Here is a 24,177-nt window from a genome sequence, read left to right as displayed (position 1 = left end):
GCGAACGGAAAGCTGTGATCACTTTGCCTGCCGATGGAAATGAACGCTTTGACCTCTGGGCGCCGGAACCGGCCGCCGTGACGCTGCTGGCCGACGGTCGGCAGTACCCGATGACCCGCCGGGCACCTGCCGATGCCGCTGACGGCTGGTGGACCGCACCGGACGCCCCGGCCAGCGGGGAGGTCGACTACGGCTACCTGCTCGACGGCGACACCACACCGCTGCCGGACCCCCGGTCCCGCCGGCAGCCCGACGGGGTGCACTCGCTCTCCCGGACCTTCGACGCAGGCAGCCACACGTGGTCGGACGGAAACTGGCAGGGCCGCGGGCTGCAGGGAGCGGTGATCTACGAGCTCCACATCGGGACCTTCACCCCCGAAGGCACCCTGGACGCCGCGGCCGGCAAGCTGGACTACCTGGCGGAGCTTGGTATTGATTTTGTGGAGTTGCTGCCGGTGAACGGCTTTAATGGAACCCACAACTGGGGCTACGACGGCGTTCTCTGGTACGCCGTGCACGAGGGCTACGGCGGCCCTGCCGCGTACCAGCGGTTCGTGGACGCGGCCCATGCTGCCGGTCTGGGTGTGATCCAGGACGTGGTTTACAACCACCTCGGACCCAGCGGGAACTACCTTCCGCGCTTTGGTCCGTACCTGAAATCGGGCGAGGGCAACACCTGGGGCGACTCGGTGAACCTCGACGGTTCCGGGTCCGACGTGGTGCGCGGTTACATCCTGGAGAACGCCGCCATGTGGCTGCGGGACTACCACGTCGACGGGCTTCGGCTCGACGCCGTGCATGCCCTCAAGGACGAGCGGGCCGTCCACCTGCTGGAGGAGTTCGGTGCGCTTGCGGACAGCATCTCCGCCGAAACCGGACGCGCTGCCACCATGATCGCCGAATCGGACCTCAACGATCCGCGGCTGCTTTACCCGCGCGGCATCAACGGCTACGGCCTGGCCGGCCAGTGGAGCGATGACTTCCACCATGCGGTGCACGTCAACGTGAGCGGCGAAGCCACCGGCTACTACGCCGACTTCGAGTCCATTGAAGCCCTGGCCAAGGTCCTGGTGGACGGGTTCTTCCACGACGGCGGCTACTCCAGCTTCCGTGGGCGGCACCACGGCCGACCGATCAACACCGGTGTGGTGCATCCCGCGGCCCTGGTGGTCTGCAGCCAGAACCACGACCAGATCGGCAACCGGGCCACCGGCGACCGGCTGTCCCAGACGCTGGGATACGGTCAGCTGGCGCTGGCGGCCGTCGCGACCCTGACTTCGCCGTTCACGCCGATGCTCTTTATGGGTGAGGAATACGGCGCCACCACACCCTGGCAGTTCTTCACCTCGCACCCCGAACCGGAACTCGGCAAAGCCACTGCGGAGGGCCGGATCAGGGAGTTCGAACGGATGGGCTGGGACCCCGCCGTCGTCCCCGACCCGCAGGACCCGGAAACCTTCACCCGTTCCAAGCTCGACTGGGCCGAAGCCGCCGCGGGTGAGCATGCCCGTCTGCTGGAGCTGTACCGCAAGCTGATCTCGCTGCGGCGCACGACGCCTGAGCTCGCCGGACTCGGCTTCGAAGACACCGCTGTCGCCTTCAGCGAGGCCGAAGGCTGGCTCCGCCTGCGCCGCGGCAGTGTGGAGGTCGCCATGAACTTCTCCGCCGAACCGCGCCGGCTCAGTGTTGCGGGCGCCTCGATCTCGCTGGCCACCGAGGACGCAGTACACCTCGCCGACGGCCAGCTCGCCCTTCCCGGCCACAGTGCCGCCGTCATCTCGAAATAGGACAGGATTGAACGTATGACTTATGTTGCAGCAGCAAGCCGTTATGACTCCATGCCGTACCGCCGTGTGGGCCGCAGCGGACTGAAGCTCCCGGCCATCTCCCTGGGGCTGTGGCACAACTTCGGGGATGATAAGCCGTTCGAGACCCAGCGGGCCATCCTGCGCCGGGCCTTCGACCTGGGTGTGAACCACTTCGACCTGGCGAACAACTACGGCCCGGCCGCCGGTTCGGCCGAAACCAACTTCGGCCGCCACCTCAAGGATGATTTCGCGCCTTACCGGGACGAGCTCATCATCTCCACCAAGGCCGGCTACAACATGTGGCCCGGTCCGTTCGGCGAATGGGGTTCCCGTAAATACCTGCTCGCGAGCCTGGACCAGTCGCTGACCCGGATGGGCCTGGACTATGTGGACATCTTCTACAGCCACCGTCCCGACCCGGAAACGCCGCTGGAAGAGACCATGGGCGCACTGGACCACGCCGTCCGGTCCGGGAAGGCCCTCTACGCGGGCATCTCCTCCTACACCCCGGAGCAGACCCTCGAAGCCGCCCGGATTCTCAAGGAACTCGGCACCCCGTTGCTGATCCACCAGCCGAGCTACTCCATGCTGAACCGCTGGACCGAAAACGGCAGCCCCAACCTGTACGAGGCGATCGAACAGGTCGGTGCCGGCTCCATCGCATTCTCGCCCTTGGCCCAGGGAATGCTGACCGACCGTTACCTGAACGGGATCCCGGCCGGTTCCCGCGCCGCCCAGGAGAAGTCCCTGGCCGAAGACAGCATCACCGAGGAGAAGCTGGACCGGGTGCGGGGCCTGCAGCGGATCGCCGAAAGCCGCGGCCAGTCCCTCGCCCAGATGGCCATCGCCTGGATCCTCCGTCCGCAGGAGAAGGGCTCCGCCGTGACATCGGCGCTGGTCGGCGCCTCCAGTGTCCGGCAACTGGAGGACACCCTGGCGGCGATCAACAACCTCGGCTTCAGCGCCGAAGAGCTGAGCGCGATCGACGAGTTCGCCGTCGAGTCCGAGATCAACCTGTGGGCGCAGAAGTAGCCTGCCTCGCCTGCGGGCGCTAAGGAAGGTGCGGCGGCCGGGAACAACTTAGGCCGCCGCGCCGTTGACTAGAATGCTAAGGGCGCCGTATGGCGCCGTGCCCGTTGCCGCCGTCGTGCATCAGAGTACTTCCGCGCCGGGCACATGAAGTCGTCCTCAAAGGAGTTCCGTGTCTTCACATCCGATTCGTGTTGCAATCGTCGGCGTAGGTAACTGTGCCACTTCACTGGTCCAGGGCGTTGAGTACTACCGCAATGCCGACCCACAGGCCACGATTCCCGGGCTGATGCATGTGGAGTTCGGCAAGTACCACGTCAACGACGTCGAGTTCGTCGCCGCCTTCGATGTCGATGGCAAAAAGGTGGGCCTGGACTTGTCCGACGCCATCCTGGCCAGCGAAAACAACACCATCAAGATCGCCGACGTCCCGCCGACCGGTGTTACCGTCCAGCGCGGCCCGACCCTCGACGGACTCGGCAAGTACTACCTCGAGACCATCGAGCAGTCCCCGGAGGAGCCGGTCGACGTTGTCCAGGCCCTCAAGGACGCCAAGGTCGATGTGATGGTCTGCTACCTGCCGGTCGGATCGCAGGAGGCCGCCGAATTCTACGCCCAGTGCGCGATCGATGCCGGAGTTGGCTTTGTCAACGCCCTGCCGGTGTTCATCGCCGGGACCAAGGCCTGGGCGGACAAGTTCACCGCCGCAGGCGTGCCGATCGTGGGCGATGACATCAAGAGCCAGATCGGCGCCACCATCACGCACCGCGTGATGGCAAAGTTGTTCGAGGACCGCGGCGTCACCCTGGACCGCACCTACCAGCTGAACGTCGGCGGCAACATGGACTTCAAGAACATGCTGGAGCGCGACCGGCTCGAGTCCAAGAAGATCTCCAAGACGCAGGCCGTGACGTCCAATGTCGAAGCCGTGCTCGCCGCCAAGGACGTCCACATCGGCCCGTCGGACTACGTCCAGTGGCTCGACGACCGCAAATGGGCCTTCGTCCGCCTCGAGGGCCGCAACTTCGGCGACGCCCCGGTGTCGCTGGAATACAAGCTGGAGGTCTGGGACTCGCCCAACTCTGCCGGTGTGATCATCGACGCCATCCGTGCCGCGAAGATCGGCATGGACCGCGGCATCGGCGGCCCGCTGCTCTCCGCCTCGAGCTACTTCATGAAGTCGCCGCCGGAGCAGTTCAACGACGACCTTGCCCGTGAAAAGGTCGAGGCCTTCATCCGCGGAGACGTGGAGCGCTAAGCCCCGCTCTTTCGCCCCCCGACAACGCTCCCGCACCTTTGGTGTGGGAGCGTTCGTGTGTCCGGAGTGTCCGGGAGTGTCCGGGAGTGTCCGGGAGGCGCTCCCTCACGTCCGGTCGCTTCCAGCCCGATCCTCCCTCACTTCCGGTCGTTTCCAGCCCGATCCTCCCTCACGTTATGCAGGTATCGGCGGAGCGCTCCTTCAGTCTTCGCTGGAAAAGCCGGCAGCAGAGGACGGGCTGAGGTATGCGTTGCGGAGGAGTCGCTTAATCCTGGCGGTGGCGACGGCGAAGCCGTCCGCAAGGTCATCTCTTGTCAGGACGAGCACCGTCCATCCCGCTGCCTCGAACGCTTTGTCACGACGACGGTCGCTAAATATCTGGGCAGGGAGCAGATGGTGACCGCCGTCGTATTGCACTGCCACCCGACGCCGGCGATAGCCAAGGTCCGCTGTTGGGGAGCCCGGTCTTTCCGGGCGGAGCAGGAGCTGGAGCTCCGGCTCCGGGAGCCCGGCGTCGCACATCACAAGGCGCAACAGCGTCTCCGGACCTGAATCGGATCCCACTCGCATCAGGTCAAGTGCCGCCCGGGCACGGACGATTCCCTGCAGATTCGGGTGGCGTTTCAGCATCGAACGCAGCCCATCCATGGTCGCGAAGGGTTCGCTCCGTCCTTCCAGGCCCACCCGGGGAATACGCACGAGCTCGTCTCCCATGCAGACAAGTTCGGGCAGGCTCAACCGCCGGGCGAGGTCGAGCCACGTCCGGGGCCGGGTGCTGATCCGGATGCCGTCCGCTGTTTCGACCTCGTCGTCCCAAGCGAGAACCGTATGCCCGACTATGCCCTTGCGGCGGACCTCGGGCAGCTCCCGCGGCTTGCTTAGGTGGAGCTCCTCAGAGTCCGAGAGCCAGGGAGGCAAGAGCTGACATCGAAGTCTGGCGGCTGTGACGTGTGAGATCCAGGCACCCGGCGACGCGACGGACAATGCTCGAGCCGCCGTTTCCAACTCGAAGCGCCACTCCACGGGCCGGTAGAGACCCCTGCTGATCTGCCGGATATCCGACTGTCTGAGTCTGTTTTTGGGCACTCCCCAGGACCGGGCGTCAGCGACAGTGAAGGGTGCTGTGCCGAGTGGCCCGGGAAGCTCCGTTCGCATTCTCATGCTGGAATTGTGAACCCATTCAGGTAACCGTGCAGGAGTTATCCACAGTTGCCCGGGAATGGCCCGTAGCGGTAGTCACCGGTTCCGACGTCCCTTGGCGGGTGGGTCGCGGGATGTGAGGGAGGGTTGGCGGGTGGGCTGCGGGATGTGAGGGAGGGTTGGCGGGTGGGCTGCGGGATGTGAGGGAGGGTCTAGAAGAGGCCGACCGGGTTGCCGTCGGCGTCAACGTCCATCCGCATCGCCGCAGGAACTCTGGGCAGCCCCGGCATGGTCATGACCGCTCCGGTGAGGGCCACGATGAAGCCCGCGCCGGTCTTCGGAATGAGGTCGCGGACGTGCACGGTGAAACCCTTGGGGGCGCCCAGCTTGCTCGCGTCATCGCTGAAGGAATACTGCGTCTTCGCCATGCAGACCGGGAAACCGGACCAGCCGTTTTTTTCGATCTCCGCGAGCCGCTTGAGCGCAGGGACAGAGAAATCAACCCCGTCGGCGCCGTAGATTTCCTGCACGATCGTCCGGATCTTGTCCTCCACCGACATCTCCAGCGGATACAGGTGCCGGAAGGTGTGCGGGGCGTCGATCGCGGCGGCGACCCTGGCCGCAAGCTCGTCGCCGCCGTCGCCACCACCCCCGCGGCCCCAGACGTCGGCCACCGCCGCCTGGACACCCTCCGCGGCGCACCATTCCAGGAGCCAGTCCAGCTCCTCGCGGGTGTCCGTGGCGAATTTGTTGATCGCCACCACCGGGGTGATGCCGAATTTCTCCACATTCCGCACGTGGCGCTGAAGGTTGACGACGCCGGCTGCCAGCGCATCCAGGTTCGGTTCGTTGAGTTGATCCTTCGCGACGCCGCCGTGCATTTTTACAGCGCGCACGGTCGCGACCACCACGACGGCGGAGGGGGCCACATCGGCGACGCGTGACTTGATGTCCATATATTTCTCTGCGCCCAGGTCCGCGCCGAAGCCTGCCTCGGTGACGACGATGTCCGCGAGGCTGCGCGCAGTCTGGGTGGCGATCAGGGAATTGCAGCCATGGGCAATGTTGGCGAACGGTCCGCCGTGCACCAGGGCCGGAGTCCCCGCGATGGTCTGCACCAGGTTCGGCTTGATGGCGTCCTTGAGCAGCATGGTCAGCGCACCCTGGACACCCAGTTCGGCCACCGTGACCGGCTGCCGGTCGTAGGTGTAGCCGAAGGTGATGCGGCCCAGGCGTTCCCGGAGGTCGGAAAGGTTCGTAGCCAGGCAGAAGACGGCCATGATCTCCGAGGCGACGGTGATGTCGAAGCCGTCCTGCCGGGGGATGCCCTGGGCCGGGCCGCCGAGACCGATCACCACCTCCCGCAGTGAACGGTCGTTTATGTCCAGCACGCGCTTGAAGGTCATCCGACGAGGGTCGATGTTCAACTCGTTGCCCTGGTAGATGTGGTTGTCCACCAGTGCCATCAGGGCGTTGTTCGCCGAGGTGACGGCGTGGAAGTCGCCGGTGAAGTGCAGGTTGATCTCGTCCATCGGCAACACCTGGGAATAGCCGCCGCCGGTGGCGCCGCCCTTCATGCCCAGGACCGGGCCCAGCGAAGGCTCGCGGAGCGCGATCATCACGTTGTGGCCCGCGCGGGCCAGGGAATCCGCCAGTCCCACGGTTGTGGTGGACTTGCCTTCCCCGGCGGGCGTCGGCGACATCGCAGAAACAAGCACCACCTTGCCCGGGGATCGGACCGGCGCCCCGGGCATGGAACCCGCCAGCCGTGCCGGGTCGATCTTCGCCTTGTACCGGCCATAGAATTCCAGGGCTTCGGCGTTGATGCCCGCCGCTGCCGCGATCTCCGCTATCGGCCGCATGGTGGCCTTCTGCGCGATCTCCAGATCACTGGGCACCGGGGCACCAGCGGTGGGGGTTCCTGCGGCGGATCCGTCAGTAACGGTGTCAGACATCGTCGTCCTTTGCTTCGTGGCATCGGTGGGTGTTCCGGCCAGTGGTTCGGGCCGGTGTTACCGGCCCGCGGTTCCGGTGGCGGGTGTGTGGCCCAGCGGAATGGTCAGGTTTCCAAAATACTGGCTCAGCGCCGTGTTATAGCTCTCCAACGTGATGGCGGCGGTGCGTTGCCAGCCGAATTCCTGCGCGTGCAAGGCGGCCGCGCGGCCCATGTCCCTGCGGGTCGCAGGATCGTCGTACAGCGCCTCCAGCGCGTCCGCCCAGTCGGCAGCCTTGTGGCCATCGACGAGCAATCCGGTCCGGCCGTCGAAGATGGCACGGGACAGTCCGCCGACCCGGGTGGCGACCACCGGTGTGCCGCAGGCCTGGGCTTCGAGCGCCACGAGACCAAAGGACTCGCTGTAGGAAGGCATCACAACGACGTCCGCGGACCGGTACCAGCCGGCCAGCTCCGGGGCGCTGACCGGCGCGTGGTGCGTGACGACGTCGTCCATCCCGGCCGCGCTGATCAGCGACTTCAAATCGAAGTCCCTGGAGCCGCTGATGGCACCGACGATGGTGAGTTGAAGGTCGATGTCCGGCCGGCGTTCGCGCAACAGGGCGGCGGCCTTGACCAGGATCTGCGGGCCTTTCAGCCGCTGGATGCGCCCGGCGAACAGCAGGTGGAAACGTTCGGGCGGGACGCCGTGGTCCGCACGGGCCCGGCTGCGGAACGCTGGTGTAAAGATGCCCAGGTCCACACCCGGCGGGGCCACATCGATGTGGTCGTTGTCCGCGTTGTAGTGCGAGACCAATTCGGCCGCTTCGTTACCGGTGTTGGCGATCAGCCGGGTGGCGCCGTCGACAATCCGTTGCTCGCCGTCCTCGCGCCGGCGGGGTTCCGGTTGTTCGCCGGCGACCAACAGCAGGTTCTTCACCTTGGCCATGGTATGCATTGTGTGCACGAGGGGCAGCCCCCACAGGCCGGCGAGCTCAAGCCCGGCGACCCCGGACACCCAGTAGTGCGAATGGATCACGTCGTAGCGGCCGTGCGGCTGCAACTGCCGGATCCGGTCGATTTCGGCAACCATGCTGTGCAGAAGCTCGGGCAGTTCTTCTTTGGGCAGCTTCCGGGCCGGACCGGCCAGGACGTTGTGGACGCAGACGCCGGGGGAGGGATGCTCGACGGCGGCTTGTCCGGCGGACGTGGACCGGGTGAAGATCTCCACTTCGACGCCGGTCTCGGCGAGGGCTGCTGCAAGGGCACGGATGTACACGTTCATGCCCCCAGCGTCGCCGGAGCCGGGCTGCTCCATCGGCGAGGTGTGCAGCGAGAGGAATGCGACGCGGCGGACCAGCGACATTGTTCTCCTCCCCGCTCCGGAACGCATCCCGGCGGACGCGCACCTTGTTCAGCTGGTCCCGGGACACACGTCCGGACCTGTGTTTCGATAAAACACTACTCCTGAAGTTACCGCCGTTTCACAGGCCGGCGGGCGGTGCCGGTCAGAGAGCCTACGGTGCTGCTACCGTGACGACTGTGCGCGCACACGAAACGAGGGATTCCACCGTCCCCGGCTGGGAAATCCGGCCGGCCGCCGCCGGGGATTGGCCCGCGGTCTGGGAAATCGTTGAGCCTGTCGTCAGGGCCGGGGAAACCTTCACCTGGGACCGGACCACTACCGGGCACCAGGCATTTGAACGCTGGTTCCAACAAACGCCCGGCCAGACCTTCGTCGCGGCGGGCCTGGGGGAGCTCGCGGGCGTCATCATGGGCACCGGCGAGCTGCATGCAAACCAGGGCGGCGGCGGAGGCCACGTTGCCAATGCCGGGTACATGGTCCACCCGGACTACCAGGGCAAAGGGGTGGCCCGTTCGTTGTGCGCCTATTCGCTGGACGCAGCGCGGGCCGCCGGGTTCCGTGCGATGCAGTTCAACGCCGTGGTGGAAAGCAACGTCAATGCCGTTGCCGCCTGGCAGTCCCTGGGCTTCGAGGTGCTGGCCACCCTCCCGGAAGCGTTCCTGCACCCACGCCTGGGCTACGTCGGACTGCACGTCATGTACCGCAGGCTATAGCGCCGCGGGCTCGGCACTTAATCCCGCCACAGATTCTGCAGTTCCGGAAACGCCCGTTCGTAGCCGGCCAGCAGCCTTCCCGCGAGGTCCCCGGAGTCGAGGTCCCCGGAACCGCCGGGTCCGGAGCCGACCAGCGGGTGCCTGGCAAAAGCAGCCCGGGCCGCATCCCGGCGTCCGGTTCCGGCGCTCCCGGCGTCCCGGCGGGTGGCGCTCACAACGAGGCGCTCGACGTCCTTGACCTGCTGCAGCAGGGCCAGTTGCGCCGGTGCCGGGCGTTCCTGCTGAAGGGGAACAACGCCGTCGGGCGTTACCTGGCAGGGGACCTCGACGACGGCGTCCGCGGGCAGTCCCGGAATAGCCGCGATCCGGCCCGCTGCCGGATCGCCGCCGGTGTTGCGGGTATTGAGGATCAGCTCCGCCGGGCCGCCGCCGGAGAGGGCGCGCATCACGGCGAGGGCAACCCGTTCGTAGCCGCCGCCGGCCAAATCCGTTTCATCCCGGCGCTCGCCAGCGGATCGGGCCTCGGCGAGGTAGCCTTCCTCACGGGATCGGCGCGCGGCGTCCCAGAGCCGGTAGGCGTCCTGGCCGGCGGCCGCGAGCCGCGGATACAGTTCGGACTGCTGCCGTTCGATGGACTCGCCGCGGGTCGTGGCGGCGGACCTGATGCCGGCCAGGGCGCGGCCGGTCTCGTAGTAGTAGTAGAGGTATTCGTTCGGCAGGCATCCCAGTTCCGCAAGGAAAGGTTGCCCAAACAGGCGTCCTTCCTCGAAACCGGCCAAAGCGTCTGCATCGGCCAGCAGTCCCGGAAGCATGTCCTGGCCGCCGGACTCCAGACGGTAGAGCCAGCCCAAGTGGTTGAGGCCGTAGTACCCGACGCCGTCGAGCGTCCCCGCGGGCAGTGCGACGCCCGCGGCACCCGCAGCCCGGTGCACCAGCCCGCTGGCCGAATCGCAGATGCCGACCACCTTGGGCCCGAGGACCGGCACAAGGGCCTCGGTGACCATGCCCGCCGGATTCGTGAAATTCAGCAGCCACGCGTCAGGACAGTGGCGCCGCATCTGCTCAGCGAGCTCCAGCATGCGCGGAATCGACCGCAACGCGTACGAGATGCCGCCGGCTCCTGTGGTCTCCTGGCCCAGGAGCCCGAGGTCCAAGGCCACCCGCTCGTCGGCGGTTCGCCCGGCCGTCCCGCCGGGACGAATCGCGGCGAACACCAGATCCGTGCCGGACAGCGCCTCGGCCAGGGATGTGGTGGCCCGCACCGCGGGTAAGGTTGCGGTGCCTGGCACGTACGGTGCCGGGTACGAGGCAAGCACCGCACGGATCGCGTCGAGGCGGCCGGGATCGACGTCGTACAGCACCAGTTCCCGGACCAGCCCGGCGAAGGGCCCCGCACAGAGCGCCCGGTAGATCAGCGGTACCCGGAATCCGCCGCCGCCGGCAATCATCAGCCGCATGCCGACAGTCTATGCGCGGAGGGGACCGACTGGACCGGCAGGCGCCTTTCCAGCGGTACCTCGACGGCGTAGGGTGCCAACTATGGACGCGCTTCCGACGCAGCGATTTGATCCGCTTGCCTCCGCCCGTACCCCCGGTGCGGCGGGTTTTGACTTGTTGCTCACGGGGACGGTCTTTCAGGACATCATTTTCACCGGGCTGCCGCACGCCCCCGTCGCCGGCACCGAGATCTGGAGCGACGGGATGGGCAGCTGCCCCGGGGGCGTAGCCAACCAGGCCATCGCCGCGGCACGGCTGGGGCTGCGGACCGGGCTGGCGGCTGCCTTTGGCGATGACGGCTACGGCGACTACAACTGGAAGATACTGGCCGGACAGGAGCACGTGGACTTGTCCCTGTCCCGGCGGGTCGCCGGTTGGCATTCACCGGTCACAGTCTCCCTGAGCGTGGAGCATGACCGGTCCATGGTGACCCACGGGCACCCGGCCCCCGTCAGCTCCAGCGAACTGATCGGCGAGCCGCCGCCGGCGCTCGCCGCCGTCGCGGAGCTCGGCGAGGAAGTGGAGCCGTGGGCAATCGACGCGCACAAAGCCGGGGTCCGGCTGTTCGGCGACGTCGGCTGGGATCCCACCGGCGCCTGGTCCTCCTCCCGGCTGGACAACCTGAAGTATTTCCACGCCTTTTTGCCCAACCAGCACGAAGCCATGGCTTTCACCCGCCATGACAACCCGTGGGCCGCACTCTACGCCCTGGCGGACAAGGTGCCGGTCGCCGTCGTGACCCTTGGATCCCAGGGGGCGATGGCGGTGGACTCCGAAACGGGCGAGGAGGAGTGGGTGCCGTCGCTGCCCGTGTCCGCGTTCGACCCGACCGGTGCGGGGGACTGCTTCGGAGCCGCCTTCATCGTCGGTTGCCTGGCCGGCTGGCCGCTGGGTGACAGGTTGAGGTTTGCCAATCTCTGCGCGGCCCTGGCAGTGCAGGAGGTCGGCGGCTCGCTGGCGGCGCCCGGTTGGGGGGACATCGCCGACTGGTGGCAGCGGGCCAACGCCCGCAAGGAACGCCAGTCCAGCCAGTGGATGCGGCGCTACCGTTTTCTGGAGGACATCATCCGGGACGTACCGCCGGAGGCGCAGCGGCGGGCGACGGCGACCATCGCCCACCTCTCGGACGCGTAGCGCTGTTCCAACCGGGAGCCCACCAGCGGACATGTCTGCCGGTGGGCTCCCGTCCCGGTGGACATGCTCTCCGTGCGAGCCGGGGAATGGGCATAAACCTGTTGTGCCCAGCGGTGGGTGCTAACAGTGGGCATGTCCCCCCGGAGCAGGGCTGCCGCGGGGCCTGAATTAAGCCCCATGCGCGGCCACCCCTAGAATCGTTAAGTGACTTACCCAGCAGCAACAGGTGACTTCCGGCCCGTCCCGGAGGCCCAGCCCGGCCACGCCGAAGAACGCTCGGCCGTAATCGACCTTGCAGCCATCCGGCACAACGTCCGCCGCATCGCAGCCGTAGCATCACCGGCGCGGGTGATGGCAGTGGTCAAAGCCGATGCTTACGGTCACGGCGCCGTTCCCGTGGCCCGTGCTGCCCTTGGCGCCGGCGCCACCTGGCTGGGAACCGCCCATATTTCCGAAGCCCTGGCCCTGCGCGCCGCCGGGATCGAGGCGCCCGTGCTTGCCTGGCTGCACACCCCGGAGAGTAACTTCGCCGCCGCCGTGGCCGCCGGGATTGATATCGGGTGCTCGGGGTGGGATCTAAAGCGCACCGTGGCTGCAGCCCGGGAGCAGGAACGGCCAGCCCGAGTGCACCTAAAAGTGGACACCGGGCTGGGCCGCAACGGGGCAACCATGAGTGCCTGGGACGGTGTGGTCGGCGAAGCCATGGATTACCAAGACCAGGGCCTCCTGCGCGTGGTGGGTATTTTTTCCCATCTGGCCGTCGCCGACGAACCCGAACGGCCGGAAACGGACGAGCAGCTGGCCGCCTTCCGCGAAGCCCTCGCTATCGCCCAGGACGCCGGCGTGGACCCCGAGGTGCGGCACCTTGCCAACACCCCGGCCACGCTGTCGCGGCCGGACACACACTTTGACCTGGTCCGCGTGGGCCTGGGCCTCTACGGGCTGTCCCCGTTCGAGGACCAGAGCCCGGAAGAACTGGGCCTGCGCCCCGCCATGACCGTCCGTACGGTGGTCTCGCACTGCAAAGACGTGCCCGCCGGCCAGGGCGTCTCCTACGGGCTGAATTACCGCACCGGCAGCGCCAGCACGCTGGGCCTGATCCCGCTGGGCTACGCCGACGGGGTCCCGCGGATCGCAACCGGCGGACCCGTCCGGGTCCGTGGTGTGAACTACCCCGTGGTGGGACGCATCGCAATGGACCAGATGGTGATCGACCTCGGTCCGCTCAGTGTGTCGGCCGGAGGGACCAGCGTGCTGGGCGCCGAGGCCGTGCTCTTTGGCAACGGTGAGGACGGCGGTCCCACCGCCGAGGACTGGGCCCGGGCCGCCGGCACCAACAATTATGAGATCGTCACGCGGATCAGTCCCCGGGTTCCGCGCCGCTACATCAATGAAATGCCCGGCCGCGAGGGGTCGCAACCGTGAGCGGGGTGCTCTGGGAACGGACCCTGACAGTCCGGAGCGCGGAGGAAACCCACGCCCTTGCCGCCGTCCTCGGTACCCAGCTCCAGGCCGGTGACCTGCTGGTCCTCACCGGCGAGCTCGGAGCGGGAAAAACCACCTTCACCCAGGGCCTCGGCGAGGGACTGGGCGTCCGTGCCGGCATCATCTCACCGACGTTCGTGCTCGTTCGCATCCACCCGAACCTGCCCTCCGGTTCCCGTCCGGGCGGTCCGGACCTGGTGCACGTGGACGCGTACCGGCTGGGTTCCGCGTCGGAAATCGACGACATCGACCTGGAAAACACCATGGACAGCGCCGTCACAGTTGTCGAATGGGGCCGGGACCGGGTGGAACACTTGAGCGAGAGCCGGCTCGAGGTGGATCTGGTCCGCAGCCTCGGCGGCGCCGCTGCGCCACCAGCTGCCGCGTCGGTGCCCGGCCCCGTTGTGCCCGGCCCCGTTGAACCAGACACCCTGGATTTTGACCCTGCGGACAACGATGAACCTCGCACCATCATGATCCGCGGGTTCGGTCCCCGCTGGGTGGACCGGCCCGTGCTGCCCGCTCCCGGCGAGAATCCCGCGCAGCCCCTGCCCACCACCCCGGAAGGGACCTGATGCTGATCCTTGCCATCGACACCTCGGCCGTGGCCAGCGCCGCCCTCGTTTCCGATGACACCCCGGAATCGGTGGTGGCGAGCTTCGCCACACAAGATACCCGCAGCCACGCCGAAGTACTGGCCCCGGGAATCGCGGCGCTCCTTACGGAGGCCGGATTGGACGGCTCCGACGTCGACGCCGTCGTCGTCGGAGTAGGACCGGGTCCGTTCACCGGGCTGCGCTCGGGGATCGTCACGGCCCGCACCCTCTCGTTCGTCTGGGGCAAGCCGCTCCATGGCCTCATGAGCCTTGACGCCATCGCCCTGGAAGTGGCGGAGTCCACGGTCGCGGCGCCGGAGTTCATTGTCGCCACGGATGCCCGGCGCAAAGAGGTCTACTGGGCCCGGTACGCCCTGGCCAGCGGCCAGCTGCCGCAGCTGCTGGACGGCCCGCACGTCGGCTTTGCCGGGGCGCTGCCCGAGCTTCCCGTCTACGGCGCCGGCGCCGGTCTCTATGCAGACCTCGTTAAGGCCGTTCCCGAGTTCAGCTCCCGCCAGCCGGAAGCCCTGTCGCTGGGCCAGTTCGCCCTCGCGCGGCTCGCGGCGGGCGAACAGCTGCTCGACTCCACCCCGCTCTACCTGCGCGAGTCCGACGCCCAGGTACCCGGTCCGCGGAAGAGGGCGCTGTGAACGCCCCGTCCGCTGGCCGCGGTGCGGAACCGGCAGCGCTGCCCGGCGGCGTGAGACTTCGGCTCATGACCGCTGCGGACATTCCCGCAGTGGATGAGCTGGAGCGCCAGCTGTTCCCGGTGGACGCCTGGCCACTGCAGATGTTTGTCGCCGAACTGGCGCAGGCCGGCACCCGGCACTACCTCGTGGCCGAGCGGGCAGGGCAGATTGTGGGCTATGCAGGGCTGATGTGCATCGAGCCGATCGCGGATGTCCAGACCATTGCGGTTGCGCCGGATTACGAGGGCCGGGGCATTGGTTCGGCTTTGCTCACAGCGCTCATCATGGAAAGCCGGCTGCGCCGTGCCGAGGACGTGCTCCTGGAGGTCCGGGCCGACAACCCCCGGGCACAACAGCTCTACCGCCGCTACGGGTTCGAGCAGATCCACCTCCGGGCCCGCTACTACCGCGACGGCGTTGACGCGCTGATCATGCGGCTGCGGCTGACCAGTCCCGAATCCGATGCCACTCCCAGGGAAGCAGCCCGACCATGAACCGCACCACTTATGTCCGGCCGCTGGTCCTGGGCATTGAGTCCTCCTGTGACGAGACCGGCGTCGGGATTGTCCGCGGGACCCGGCTGCTGACCAACACGGTGTCCTCCTCCATGGATGAGCATGTCCGGTTCGGCGGCGTGATCCCCGAGATCGCCTCCCGCGCCCATCTCGATGCCTTCGTCCCCACGCTCCGCGCGGCCCTGGCCGAGGCCGGGGTGACGCTGGAGGACATCGATGCGATCGCCGTGACCTCCGGTCCGGGCCTCGCGGGAGCCCTGATGGTGGGTGTCTGCGCGGCCAAGGCGCTCGCTGTGGCAACGGGCAAACCGCTCTACGCCATCAACCACCTCGTCGCCCATGTCGGCGTCGGCCTGCTCCAGCCGGACGACGGCGGCCCGCAGGCTTTCGCCGGGTCCGCGGCGGCAGCCGGCGGGCGCGGGAGTACCGTGCCGCGAAACGGCCTGCCGGAAAACCTGGGGGCCTTGCTGATCTCCGGCGGGCACACCGAAATCCTGCGGATCCGGAACATCACCGCGGACGTGGAATTGCTCGGGTCCACGATCGACGACGCCGCCGGCGAGGCTTACGACAAGGTGGCGCGGCTGCTGGGCCTGGGCTATCCGGGCGGACCGGCCATCGACACGCTGGCACGCACCGGCAACGCCAAAGCGATCCGCTTCCCGCGCGGCCTGAGCCAGCCCAAGTACATGGGGTCCGCGGACGAACCCGGCCCGCACCGCTACGACTGGTCGTTCAGCGGACTCAAGACCGCCGTCGCGCGCTGCGTGGAGCAATTCGAGGCACGCGGCGAGACGGTGCCGGTGGCGGACATCGCCGCAGCCTTCCAGGAGGCGGTCGTGGACATCATTACCTCCAAAGCGGTGCTGGCCTGCCGGGAGAACGGCATCACCGACCTCCTGCTGGGCGGCGGCGTGGCGGCAAATTCACGGCTGCGCCAGCTCACGGAACAGCGGTGCAGCGCCGCCGGGATCCGGTTGACCGTCCCGCCGCTTGCCCTGTGCACGGACAACGGCGCCATGGTCGCCGCGCTCGGCGCCCAGCTGGTGATGGCCGGGATCGCGCCAAGCGGCCTCGGTTTCGCCCCGGATTCCTCGATGCCGGTCACCACCGTCTCGGCCTGAGGCCGCCCCGGCGCGGCCCCGGCTCTACGCTTCGGGGCCCTGGCGCATCTGCTGGACCAGGTCCAGTACGACGGCGCGCAGGTCCCCGCCGTGCTCTGCCGCCACGCGCCGCTGCCGCTGGTATCCGGCGCCGCGCTCAACGATCTTCAGGACGTCCGCCAGCTCCGCAGCGCAGCCCAGCTTCTCGGCGACGGGCCGGAGCCGTGCGACAGTTTCGCGGATGTGGTCCGTAACAAGCTGCTCGTTCCCCTCCGCGTCCAGGATGATGATGGCGTCCAGGCCGTAGCGGGCGGCACGCCACTTGTTCTCCTGGACATGCCAGGGCGGCATGGTGGGAATGGTGCCGCCGTTGTCCAGTGTCGTTGAAAACTCATCAACGAGGCATTGGGTCAGCGCTGCGACGGCGCCGACTTCCTCCAGGGTTGCCAGGCCGTCACAGATCCGCATCTCGATGGTGCCAAAATGAGGGACGGGCCGGATATCCCAGCGGATTTCGGAGAGCGAGTCGATCACGCCGGTGGTGGACATGTCCTGTGCGTACGATTCGAAGTCCGCCCAGTTGGCGAATTGGAAAGGCAACCCCGCGGTCGGCAGTTGCTGGAACATCAGGGCACGCTGGGAGGCGTAACCGGTGTCTTCGCCGCCCCAGAACGGGCTGGAGGCGGAGAGCGCCTGGAAGTGCGGGAAATAGTTCACCAAGCCGTCCAGTACCGGCAACACCTTGTCCCGGCTGTCCAGGCCGACATGCACGTGGACGCCGTAGATCACCATCTGGCGGCCCCACCACTGTGTGCGGTCAATGAGCTTGGCGTAACGCTCTTTGTCTGTCACCGGTTGCAGCTGCGGCGGGCTGAAGGGGTGGCTGCCCGCGCAGAAGATTTCAACGCCCATCGGATCGGTGACTTCACGGACTGCGGCGAGGGAACTGGTCAGGTCCGCTTTCGCTTCCGCCACGGTGTTGCAGATCCCGGTGACCAGCTCCACGGTGTTCAGCAGCAACTCCTGCTTGATGTGGGGGTGCTCGTCGTCCTCGTTCAGTTCGGGGTGCCGCGCAGCGACGCCGCGGAGCACCTCTTTGGCGACGGAGGCCAACTCCCCGGTTTCCGCGTCCACGAGGGCTAGTTCCCATTCCACACCAAGAGTTGATTGCCTGGATGAAGCGAAATCAATCTTCATGTGGTCCCTTCACTTTTCTGCTGTCCGTTTCCCTGCCCCGACCGGCAACGTCGTGGGCGGATGTGCCGGACAGTTGGCGAGGCAACGGTGCCTCAAGTCTAGTGCAGGGGTAACATCGGACCGGTGGCAAGACTGCAGCGAAAACGTGAAAGTGTTCACAGAAGTACGCGGAAGACCGCCTTGGTCCCGGCCGTCGTCCTGCTTGTGTTCGGAACCTCCTCTTGCTCCGGGCCGCCGGCGCCGCCGCCCTCCGGAGCGGCGCAAACCGCCGCACCATCCGGACCGGCACAGCCGAGCGGCGGCACTGCCGCGCCGCTGCCCGATAGTAAGGATGCCTCCGCCCTGGCCGGGACACGCCCGCTCGGATGGGGACCGCAGGAACGGGACGCGGCCGATGCGGCGCGGGCTGTTGCCGCCATGAGCACCGAAGAGCTGGCGGGCCAGGTTCTGCTGCCGTTTTTTCCCGGACTCGACCATACCGCCCATGCCGCGGTCATCGAGCGCCTGCACCTGGCCGGTTCCATCATCATGGGGGACAACGTTCCGGGGACCGCAGACGGAAGCGTTGACACCACAGCCATGCAGGCCGCCGCCGGCCAGCTCCAGGCCGCGGCCCGCGCCGGCGGCCGCAGCTGGCCCGGCCTGATCGGCGTCGACCAGGAGGGCGGAAAGGTGGCACGGCTCAGGGCGCCGCTGACCGAATGGCCCGCCCCGATGAGCTACGGCGCGGCGGGAAGTGCGCCCCTCGCCGGAGAGGCCGGCGCAGCCATGGCAGCTGAACTGGCGGCACTGGGCTTCAACACCGACTTTGCCCCGTCGGCCGACGTCACCATGGGCCCGGCCGATCCTGCCATCGGCGCGCGCTCCATGTCCGGCAACGCCGACGCCGCAGCCGCCTACAGTGTCGCCTTTTCCCAAGGAATGCTGGCCGGGGGGCTGCTGCCGGCCGCCAAGCATTTTCCCGGCCACGGCTCCGTCACCGTGGATTCCCACGCCGGGCTGCCCGTCCAGGATGCCAGCCTGGATGCACTCCGCGCCAAGGACCTGCGGCCCTTCCAATCTGTCGTTGACGCCGGGCTGCCGATGGTCATGACCGGCCACATTGCCGTGACGGCGCTTGATCCCGGGGTCCCGGCCTCCGTCTCCAAGGCGGCCTACGCGGAACTTCGCCGGATGGGATTCAAAGGTGTTGCCATCACCGACGCGCTAAACATGGCGGCGATCCAGGACCGGTACCCCAACGACTCCGCCGCTCCGCTGGCCCTCGCCGCTGGCGCTGACCTGCTGCTGATGCCCGCCGACGTCGAGGCGGCCCACGCCGCGATCGTCGGCGCCGTGCGCAGCGGTGCGCTGCCGCCGGCACGGCTCGCGGAGGCCGCGCAGCGTGTAGTTACCATGATGATCTGGCGCGGCCGCACCGGACAGGGCCCCGGCACGGCGCCCGGGAGCGGCAGCGAACTCTCGCAAAAGGTCTCCCGGGCCGCCATCACCGTGCTCGCCGGGCCCTGCCGCGGTCCGATCGTGCCGGCCAGCGTCCGTGTGGCCGGCGGTTCGGCGCAGGACCGCTCGCGCTTCGCCGCATCCGCGAGCAAGGCCGGCATCAGCATCGGCGAGGGCCCGCTCGTCCGGCTGATCGGTGCCGGACCACAGCCGCCTGCACCGGAGGCGGCAGCCGAGGTGGCGGTGGCCCTCGATGCGCCCTGGCCGCTGGCCGACGTCACGGCCCGCAGCAGAATCGCGGTCTACGGACGCAGCCAGGGCGCGTTCGACGCGCTGGCCTCGGTTCTTGCCGGGACTGCCACGGCCCCCGGCAAACTTCCGGTCGACGTTGGGTCCCAGCCCGCGGGCACCGGCTGTGACTGATGCCGGCCCCGGCCGGGACCGGCCTGTCGTTTAATGGAAGGGTGCCCATCCTGAATAAAGACATGACCTTGTGCATCTCCCTCTCGGCCCGGCCGAGCAACAACGGGACGCGCTTCCACAACCACCTGTATGACCAGCTTGGCCTGAACTGGATCTACAAGGCCTTCGCCCCCACCGACCTCGCCCAGGCCATCGCCGGCGTGCGTGGCCTGGGAATCCGCGGCTGTGCCGTGTCCATGCCGTACAAGGAAGACGTGACGGCGCTCGTGGATGTGATGGACCCGTCGGCGAAAGCCATCGATTCGGTCAATACCATCGTCAACGACGGCGGCACCCTGACCGCCTACAACACCGACTACACGGCGATCGAGCAGTTGCTGCAGCGCAACGCAGTACCCGCCTCCTACGCGGTGTGGTTGTTGGGTGCCGGCGGCATGGCGAAGGCCACCGCCGCCGCCCTGCGTGATGCCGGGTTCCGCGACGTCACAGTGATCGCGCGCAGTGAGGAGGCGGGGCGGGCGCTCGCAGGGCTTTATGGCTTCGCCTGGCGCGCCGACGTCGATCCCGCCGGCGCGGGGGCGGCGGACATGATCATCAACGTCACCCCGATTGGTATGGCCGGAGGGCCGGACGCCGGGGCGCTATCCTTCCCGCAGGAGGTTTTGGACGCCGCGACGGTGGTCTTCGACGTCGTCGCGCTGCCCGCCGAGACCCCGCTGATCAAGGCCGGCCGTGCAGCCTGTAAGACGGTCATCACCGGTGCGCAGGTGGCGACAATCCAGGCGCTGGAGCAGTTTGTGCTCTACACCGGGATCCGGCCCACTGACGAGCAGGTCCACGCAGCCGAGGCTTTTATGCGGGATCAGTAGGCGCTCGGAATCCGGCGGTGAGTCACTGGACCGGCTCGACCGAAATGGCCACCCGCTCCTCGCCGATCCTGGTGAGGACCAGGGTGGCCGCCTTCTTTCCCTTGTTCTTGGCACTGCCTGATTTACCCCCGGGGAGCAGTTGTTTGCGCAGCTCCTCCGGAGTGACAGCGGTGCCGCGCTTTTTGATGTCCAGCACTCCGATGCCCTGGTCCCTGACCCAGGCCTTGAGCGCCTTGACGTTGTAGGGCATCACGTCCAGGACTTTGAACGCCCGGGCAAAAGGGGTGTCCAGAAGTTCGGGCGCGCAGATGTAAGCGATGTGCTCGTCCACGAGGTGGCCGCCCAGCTGGAGTGCGACGTCGGCCACCAGACCGGCTCGGATGACGGCGCCGTCGGGTTCGTAAAGGTAGCCCTCAACCGGGCCGATCGGGGCGACCGGTCCGCCGTTGAAATCCTCGGCGCTGCTGAGCTCCGCGGCCCCAGCAGGCCCGAGCAGGAGGGCTGCCCGCCGGATCCCCGGGCGCCGGAGCGCATTGAACCACAGTGCGACTTCGGTGACGTCCCCGCCGACCGAGACCCACTGGGCCTCGCAATTGCCGGGTACCGAGTCGTGCGGCATGCCCGGGCCCATCTTCACACCCACCGCCATGCCGGCGCCGGCCAGGGACTCAACAAAGGACAGCGGCGGGGAGAAGTCCTCCGGGTCCCAGAGGCGCTTTGTGCCCGAGGTGGAGGTGGTCCGGCGTGCTGGGTCCAGCCAGACGCCGTCTATTCCCTCGAGGGAAACCGACGTCGCGTCGGAGTGCAGCACTGTGGCGTTCCGGAACGGGATCAGGTTCATCGTGGCGCAGGCCGCCGTCGTCTCGTCCCGCTCCACTGCCGTGACCGTGATGTCCAGCGATGCAAGCGCCATGGAATCGGCGCCGAGGCCGCAGCCGAGATCTGCTGCATGCCGAACGCCTGCCGCCGCGAAGCGCTGCGCGTGCCGCGCCGCCACGGTCAGCCGGGTGGCCTGTTCCAAACCGGCTTGGGTGAAAATCATCTGCCGGGCGAACTCGCCGAACTTGGCTTCGGCCTTGGTCCGCAGCCGGGACTGGGTGAGCACGGCAGAGACGAGTTCGGGGGAGTGGCCGGCCTTCCGCAGGGTTGCGTTGAGGCGGAACGCCTCGTCCTCGCGGTACGCGCCCAGTGACGCCAGCAGCTCCCAGCCTGCGGGGTTGAGGAGCGGGGCGATCTGGTCCTGCGGTGCGTCAGCCATGGGATCAAGCCTAGTTCAGGCAGTCGAGGCGCCGTGCGCCCGATAGGCTAGACGGCATGGAAGACAGCGGCACGGCAAACACCGGCTCGGACGCAGATGACCCCAATGACCGGACCGCCGGCCGGGATGCCGACGGCGGCCGGGCCACCCGCCGGGGATTGGCCCGTTACGCCCGGCCGGCGCTGATCGCCGGCATTGTGCTCGCGGTGGTTTGCGCGGCGCTGCTGGTGATTATCTTTTTCCTTGATTCCTTCAACGCCACGGTTTATTCCGTCGGCGGCAAAGACGTTGCGGACGCCACCGACGAGGCGAGGGACATCCGGGACACTTATGCCGCGGCCCGAACCGGCGGCATCGTCGTCCTGGCCGCCGGCGTCGTCCTTGCCGCCGCCGGCGCCCTGGTGCTGTACCGGCACCGGGGGGAGGCCGGTGCCAGCGACGCGGACAACGGCGAAGACGTGAACTTCGAGGACCTCGGCTGAGGGCAGCCGGCAGTCGTGCGGCGTTAACGGGTGACGAAATTCTGGCACTCACCTTGACCGAGTGCTAACTACTTACATAGAGTCGTCATTAGCACTCTCCCTAGGAGGGTGCTAATACTCAAGCTGGACCTGCCAGGTACGCTGCCGGCACCGCGACGACGGTTTGTGCGCCTTGGCACCACAGCTTTAAAGTCCACGAATTTGCTGACGAAAAGGAGAGGTCCTTGTCGGTCTCTATTAAGCCTCTTGAGGATCGTATTGTTGTCCGCCCGCTCGAAGCCGAGCAGACCACGGCCTCCGGCCTGGTTATCCCGGACTCCGCGCAGGAAAAGCCGCAGGAAGGCGAAGTTGTTGCAGTTGGCCCCGGCCGCTTTGACGACAACGGCAACCGCGTTCCGATCGACGTCACCGTCGGCGACGTTGTTATCTACTCCAAGTACGGCGGAACCGAAGTCAAGACCGGCGGTACCGAGTACCTCGTACTGTCCGCCCGCGACGTCCTGGCGATCGTCGTAAAGTAACTCTTATGGACCCCGCGCCGCCGATCCGTCTGATTCATCTCTGACAGGTCAGTTGCGCGGGGTTCTGTCTTGAAAGGACAAAAACCATGGCAAAGCAGCTTGCGTTTAACGACGCTGCCCGCCGGTCGCTTGAAGCCGGCATCGATAAGCTCGCCAACACGGTCAAGGTGACGCTTGGCCCGCGTGGCCGCAACGTTGTGCTGGACAAGAAGTGGGGCGCCCCCACGATCACCAACGATGGTGTCACCATCGCCCGTGAAGTCGAACTGGACGACCCCTACGAGAACCTTGGCGCGCAGCTTGCCAAGGAGGTCGCCACCAAGACCAACGACGTGGCCGGCGACGGCACCACCACCGCCACTGTGTTGGCACAGGCGCTTGTTAAGGAAGGCCTCCGCAACGTTGCGGCAGGCGCCGCACCGGGCGAGATCAAGCGCGGCATCGAGGTTTCCGTCGAAGCCGTCGCTGCCCGCCTGCTCGAAAACGCACGTCCGGTCGAAGGCACCCAGGTCGCCAACGTCGCCTCCATCTCCGCACAGAGCGACGAGGTCGGCGAGCTCCTGGCCGAGGCATTCGGTAAGGTCGGCAAGGATGGTGTGATCACCATTGAGGAATCCTCCACCACGCAGACCGAACTGGTCCTCACCGAGGGCATGCAGTTCGACAAGGGCTACCTGTCCCCGTACTTCGTCACCGACGCAGAACGCCAGGAAGCAGTCCTCGAAGATGCGCTGATCCTCATCAACCAGGGCAAGATTTCATCCGTCCAGGACTTCCTGCCGCTGCTGGAAAAGGCGCTGCAGAGCTCCAAGCCGCTCTTTATCATCGCCGAGGACGTCGACGGCGAGGCTCTCTCCACGCTGATCGTCAACCGCATCCGCGGCACCCTGAACGTCGTTGCCGTCAAGGCTCCGGGCTTCGGTGACCGCCGCAAGGCCATGCTGCAGGACATCGCCACCCTTACGGGTGCGCAGGTTGTTTCGCCGGAACTGGGCCTCAGCCTGGATACGGTCGGCCTGGAGGTGCTCGGTACTGCCCGGCGTATCACCGTCACCAAGGACAACACCACCATCGTTGACGGCGCCGGTTCGGCCGAGGACGTCGCAGCCCGGGTTTCCCAGCTGCGCGCCGAGCTGACCCGCACCGATTCCGACTGGGACAAGGAAAAGCTCCAGGAGCGCCTGGCTAAGCTGGCCGGCGGCATCGGCGTGATCAAGGTTGGCGCGGCTACCGAAGTCGAGCTGAAGGAAAAGAAGCACCGCATCGAGGACGCCGTGTCCTCGACCCGCGCTGCCCTGGAAGAAGGCATTGTGGCCGGCGGTGGCGCTGCCCTCATCCACGCCCTCAAGGCCCTCGACGAGGACCCTGCCGTCAAGGCCCTCGAAGGTGACGCGGCCGCCGCTGTCGGCATCGTCCGCCGGGCACTGACCCAGCCGCTGCGCTGGATCGCCCAGAACGCCGGCTTCGACGGCTACGTGGTGGTCGCCAAGGTGGCCGAATCAGCCAACAACCAGGGCTTCAACGCCAAGACCGGCGAATATGAAGACCTCATCGCGGCCGGCGTTATCGACCCGGTCAAGGTGACGCGTGCGGCCCTGCGCAACGCGGCTTCCATCGCGGCGCTGGTGCTCACCACGGAAACCCTCGTGGTCGAGAAGCCTGCCGACGAGGACGAGCACGCGGGCCACCAGCACTAAGGTCCGGCGGCGGCGCCCCGGACG

General features: G+C 67.4%; 21 protein-coding genes. 15 read left to right on the top strand and 6 right to left on the bottom strand.

What is annotated here, in order from left to right:
- Window positions 1-17: 17 nt before the first annotated feature.
- The 3 genes from treZ to ABIB49_RS05795 all read left to right on the top strand — a co-directional run bounded on the left by treZ (window position 18) and on the right by ABIB49_RS05795 (window position 4,095).
- Window positions 18-1,787: a malto-oligosyltrehalose trehalohydrolase gene (treZ, locus tag ABIB49_RS05805; protein WP_282359801.1), complete on the top strand. Its 1,770-nt coding sequence runs from the start codon at window positions 18-20 to the stop codon at window positions 1,785-1,787.
- A 15-nt stretch (window positions 1,788-1,802) separates the two neighbouring features.
- Window positions 1,803-2,840 (top strand): L-glyceraldehyde 3-phosphate reductase, encoded by a 1,038-nt coding sequence (gene mgrA, locus ABIB49_RS05800; RefSeq protein ID WP_282359726.1) that lies wholly within the window; start codon window positions 1,803-1,805, stop codon window positions 2,838-2,840.
- Between the two features lie 169 nt (window positions 2,841-3,009).
- A complete protein-coding gene (locus ABIB49_RS05795) occupies window positions 3,010-4,095 on the top strand; it encodes an inositol-3-phosphate synthase (RefSeq protein ID WP_226774617.1) in 1,086 nt (361 codons plus the stop codon).
- A gap of 201 nt (window positions 4,096-4,296) precedes the next feature.
- Here the strand turns inward: ABIB49_RS05795 and ABIB49_RS05790 are convergent, their stop codons facing one another.
- The 3 genes from ABIB49_RS05790 to mshA all read right to left on the bottom strand — a co-directional run bounded on the left by ABIB49_RS05790 (window position 4,297) and on the right by mshA (window position 8,534).
- Window positions 4,297-5,256: a PDDEXK family nuclease gene (locus ABIB49_RS05790; RefSeq protein WP_226774618.1), complete on the bottom strand. Its 960-nt coding sequence runs from the start codon at window positions 5,254-5,256 to the stop codon at window positions 4,297-4,299.
- Between the two features lie 191 nt (window positions 5,257-5,447).
- Entirely contained in the window at window positions 5,448-7,190 is a 1,743-nt protein-coding gene (locus ABIB49_RS05785; RefSeq protein ID WP_283480298.1) for a formate--tetrahydrofolate ligase, read from the bottom strand.
- A 57-nt stretch (window positions 7,191-7,247) separates the two neighbouring features.
- Entirely contained in the window at window positions 7,248-8,534 is a 1,287-nt protein-coding gene (gene mshA / locus ABIB49_RS05780; protein WP_354156810.1) for a D-inositol-3-phosphate glycosyltransferase, read from the bottom strand.
- 176 nt (window positions 8,535-8,710) lie between these two features.
- Between mshA and ABIB49_RS05775 the strand changes: the two genes are divergently transcribed.
- Window positions 8,711-9,247 carry a GNAT family N-acetyltransferase gene (locus tag ABIB49_RS05775; RefSeq protein WP_283480300.1) on the top strand — a complete coding sequence of 179 codons (537 nt, stop codon included), beginning with the start codon at window positions 8,711-8,713 and terminating at the stop codon, window positions 9,245-9,247.
- A gap of 17 nt (window positions 9,248-9,264) precedes the next feature.
- Here the strand turns inward: ABIB49_RS05775 and ABIB49_RS05770 are convergent, their stop codons facing one another.
- A complete protein-coding gene (locus tag ABIB49_RS05770) occupies window positions 9,265-10,704 on the bottom strand; it encodes a family 4 glycosyl hydrolase (protein ID WP_283480301.1) in 1,440 nt (479 codons plus the stop codon).
- A gap of 82 nt (window positions 10,705-10,786) precedes the next feature.
- On the opposite strand from ABIB49_RS05770, the gene ABIB49_RS05765 reads away from it, so the two are divergent.
- The 6 genes from ABIB49_RS05765 to tsaD all read left to right on the top strand — a co-directional run bounded on the left by ABIB49_RS05765 (window position 10,787) and on the right by tsaD (window position 16,287).
- Complete coding sequence (locus ABIB49_RS05765; RefSeq protein WP_282359720.1) at window positions 10,787-11,878, top strand: carbohydrate kinase family protein; 1,092 nt, start codon at window positions 10,787-10,789, stop codon at window positions 11,876-11,878.
- A gap of 204 nt (window positions 11,879-12,082) precedes the next feature.
- The gene (gene alr, locus ABIB49_RS05760) at window positions 12,083-13,303 is read left to right on the top strand and encodes an alanine racemase (protein ID WP_226774018.1); all 1,221 of its coding nucleotides are present in this window, start codon (window positions 12,083-12,085) and stop codon (window positions 13,301-13,303) included.
- Window positions 13,300-13,938, top strand: a complete 639-nt coding sequence (gene tsaE / locus ABIB49_RS05755) for a tRNA (adenosine(37)-N6)-threonylcarbamoyltransferase complex ATPase subunit type 1 TsaE (RefSeq protein WP_282359719.1) — start codon at window positions 13,300-13,302, stop codon at window positions 13,936-13,938. Before alr ends, tsaE begins: the two co-directional genes overlap by 4 nt.
- Window positions 13,938-14,609, top strand: coding sequence for a tRNA (adenosine(37)-N6)-threonylcarbamoyltransferase complex dimerization subunit type 1 TsaB (tsaB, locus tag ABIB49_RS05750; protein WP_226774016.1), 672 nt, complete (start codon window positions 13,938-13,940; stop codon window positions 14,607-14,609). Before tsaE ends, tsaB begins: the two co-directional genes overlap by 1 nt.
- Window positions 14,610-14,674: 65 nt before the next feature.
- Window positions 14,675-15,142: a ribosomal protein S18-alanine N-acetyltransferase gene (gene rimI, locus ABIB49_RS05745; protein ID WP_226774015.1), complete on the top strand. Its 468-nt coding sequence runs from the start codon at window positions 14,675-14,677 to the stop codon at window positions 15,140-15,142.
- Window positions 15,139-16,287, top strand: coding sequence for a tRNA (adenosine(37)-N6)-threonylcarbamoyltransferase complex transferase subunit TsaD (gene tsaD, locus ABIB49_RS05740; RefSeq protein WP_354156809.1), 1,149 nt, complete (start codon window positions 15,139-15,141; stop codon window positions 16,285-16,287). Before rimI ends, tsaD begins: the two co-directional genes overlap by 4 nt.
- 24 nt (window positions 16,288-16,311) lie before the next feature.
- Here tsaD and ABIB49_RS05735 read toward each other — a convergent pair whose 3' ends face one another.
- Window positions 16,312-17,463 carry a glutamate--cysteine ligase gene (locus ABIB49_RS05735; RefSeq protein WP_226774013.1) on the bottom strand — a complete coding sequence of 384 codons (1,152 nt, stop codon included), beginning with the start codon at window positions 17,461-17,463 and terminating at the stop codon, window positions 16,312-16,314.
- Between the two features lie 417 nt (window positions 17,464-17,880).
- Here ABIB49_RS05735 and ABIB49_RS05730 point away from each other — a divergent pair, with 417 nt between their 5' ends.
- Together ABIB49_RS05730 and ABIB49_RS05725 are read left to right on the top strand one after the other, a co-directional pair.
- Window positions 17,881-19,326, top strand: coding sequence for a glycoside hydrolase family 3 N-terminal domain-containing protein (locus tag ABIB49_RS05730; RefSeq protein ID WP_282359718.1), 1,446 nt, complete (start codon window positions 17,881-17,883; stop codon window positions 19,324-19,326).
- Between the two features lie 41 nt (window positions 19,327-19,367).
- Window positions 19,368-20,195, top strand: coding sequence for a shikimate 5-dehydrogenase (locus ABIB49_RS05725; protein ID WP_282359717.1), 828 nt, complete (start codon window positions 19,368-19,370; stop codon window positions 20,193-20,195).
- A 22-nt stretch (window positions 20,196-20,217) separates the two neighbouring features.
- Here the strand turns inward: ABIB49_RS05725 and ABIB49_RS05720 are convergent, their stop codons facing one another.
- Complete coding sequence (locus ABIB49_RS05720) at window positions 20,218-21,453, bottom strand: THUMP-like domain-containing protein (RefSeq protein ID WP_226774011.1); 1,236 nt, start codon at window positions 21,451-21,453, stop codon at window positions 20,218-20,220.
- A gap of 56 nt (window positions 21,454-21,509) precedes the next feature.
- Here ABIB49_RS05720 and ABIB49_RS05715 point away from each other — a divergent pair, with 56 nt between their 5' ends.
- The 3 genes from ABIB49_RS05715 (at window position 21,510) to groL (ending at window position 24,153) form a co-directional block, all read left to right on the top strand.
- The gene (locus ABIB49_RS05715; RefSeq protein WP_226774010.1) at window positions 21,510-21,935 is read left to right on the top strand and encodes a hypothetical protein; all 426 of its coding nucleotides are present in this window, start codon (window positions 21,510-21,512) and stop codon (window positions 21,933-21,935) included.
- A 224-nt stretch (window positions 21,936-22,159) separates the two neighbouring features.
- Complete coding sequence (gene groES / locus ABIB49_RS05710) at window positions 22,160-22,456, top strand: co-chaperone GroES (protein ID WP_024367421.1); 297 nt, start codon at window positions 22,160-22,162, stop codon at window positions 22,454-22,456.
- Window positions 22,457-22,542: 86 nt separating this feature from the next.
- Window positions 22,543-24,153 carry a chaperonin GroEL gene (groL, locus tag ABIB49_RS05705; protein WP_226774009.1) on the top strand — a complete coding sequence of 537 codons (1,611 nt, stop codon included), beginning with the start codon at window positions 22,543-22,545 and terminating at the stop codon, window positions 24,151-24,153.
- The last annotated feature ends 24 nt before the right edge of the window (window positions 24,154-24,177 follow it).

This window comes from Arthrobacter sp. UYCu512 (genome assembly GCF_040547075.1).
In the GTDB taxonomy this organism is placed as follows: Bacteria; Actinomycetota; Actinomycetes; order Actinomycetales; family Micrococcaceae; genus Arthrobacter.
The sequence above is the reverse complement of the archived record's forward strand: the minus strand, read 5'-3'. Positions and strand labels throughout refer to the sequence as shown.

Excerpts from the sequence above, each read along its gene's own strand:
- mgrA (WP_282359726.1), top strand. The coding sequence starts at position 1,803 with ATGACTTATGTTGCAGCAGCAAGCCGTTATGACTCCATGCCGTACCGC.
- ABIB49_RS05790 (WP_226774618.1), bottom strand. The coding sequence starts at position 5,256 with ATGAGAATGCGAACGGAGCTTCCCGGGCCACTCGGCACAGCACCCTTC.
- ABIB49_RS05785 (WP_283480298.1), bottom strand. The coding sequence starts at position 7,190 with ATGTCTGACACCGTTACTGACGGATCCGCCGCAGGAACCCCCACCGCT.
- mshA (WP_354156810.1), bottom strand. The coding sequence starts at position 8,534 with ATGTCGCTGGTCCGCCGCGTCGCATTCCTCTCGCTGCACACCTCGCCG.
- ABIB49_RS05770 (WP_283480301.1), bottom strand. The coding sequence starts at position 10,704 with ATGCGGCTGATGATTGCCGGCGGCGGCGGATTCCGGGTACCGCTGATC.
- ABIB49_RS05765 (WP_282359720.1), top strand. The coding sequence starts at position 10,787 with ATGGACGCGCTTCCGACGCAGCGATTTGATCCGCTTGCCTCCGCCCGT.
- tsaB (WP_226774016.1), top strand. The coding sequence starts at position 13,938 with ATGCTGATCCTTGCCATCGACACCTCGGCCGTGGCCAGCGCCGCCCTC.
- rimI (WP_226774015.1), top strand. The coding sequence starts at position 14,675 with ATGACCGCTGCGGACATTCCCGCAGTGGATGAGCTGGAGCGCCAGCTG.
- tsaD (WP_354156809.1), top strand. The coding sequence starts at position 15,139 with ATGAACCGCACCACTTATGTCCGGCCGCTGGTCCTGGGCATTGAGTCC.
- ABIB49_RS05735 (WP_226774013.1), bottom strand. The coding sequence starts at position 17,463 with ATGAAGATTGATTTCGCTTCATCCAGGCAATCAACTCTTGGTGTGGAA.
- ABIB49_RS05730 (WP_282359718.1), top strand. The coding sequence starts at position 17,881 with ATGAGCACCGAAGAGCTGGCGGGCCAGGTTCTGCTGCCGTTTTTTCCC.
- ABIB49_RS05720 (WP_226774011.1), bottom strand. The coding sequence starts at position 21,453 with ATGGCTGACGCACCGCAGGACCAGATCGCCCCGCTCCTCAACCCCGCA.
- ABIB49_RS05715 (WP_226774010.1), top strand. The coding sequence starts at position 21,510 with ATGGAAGACAGCGGCACGGCAAACACCGGCTCGGACGCAGATGACCCC.
- groL (WP_226774009.1), top strand. The coding sequence starts at position 22,543 with ATGGCAAAGCAGCTTGCGTTTAACGACGCTGCCCGCCGGTCGCTTGAA.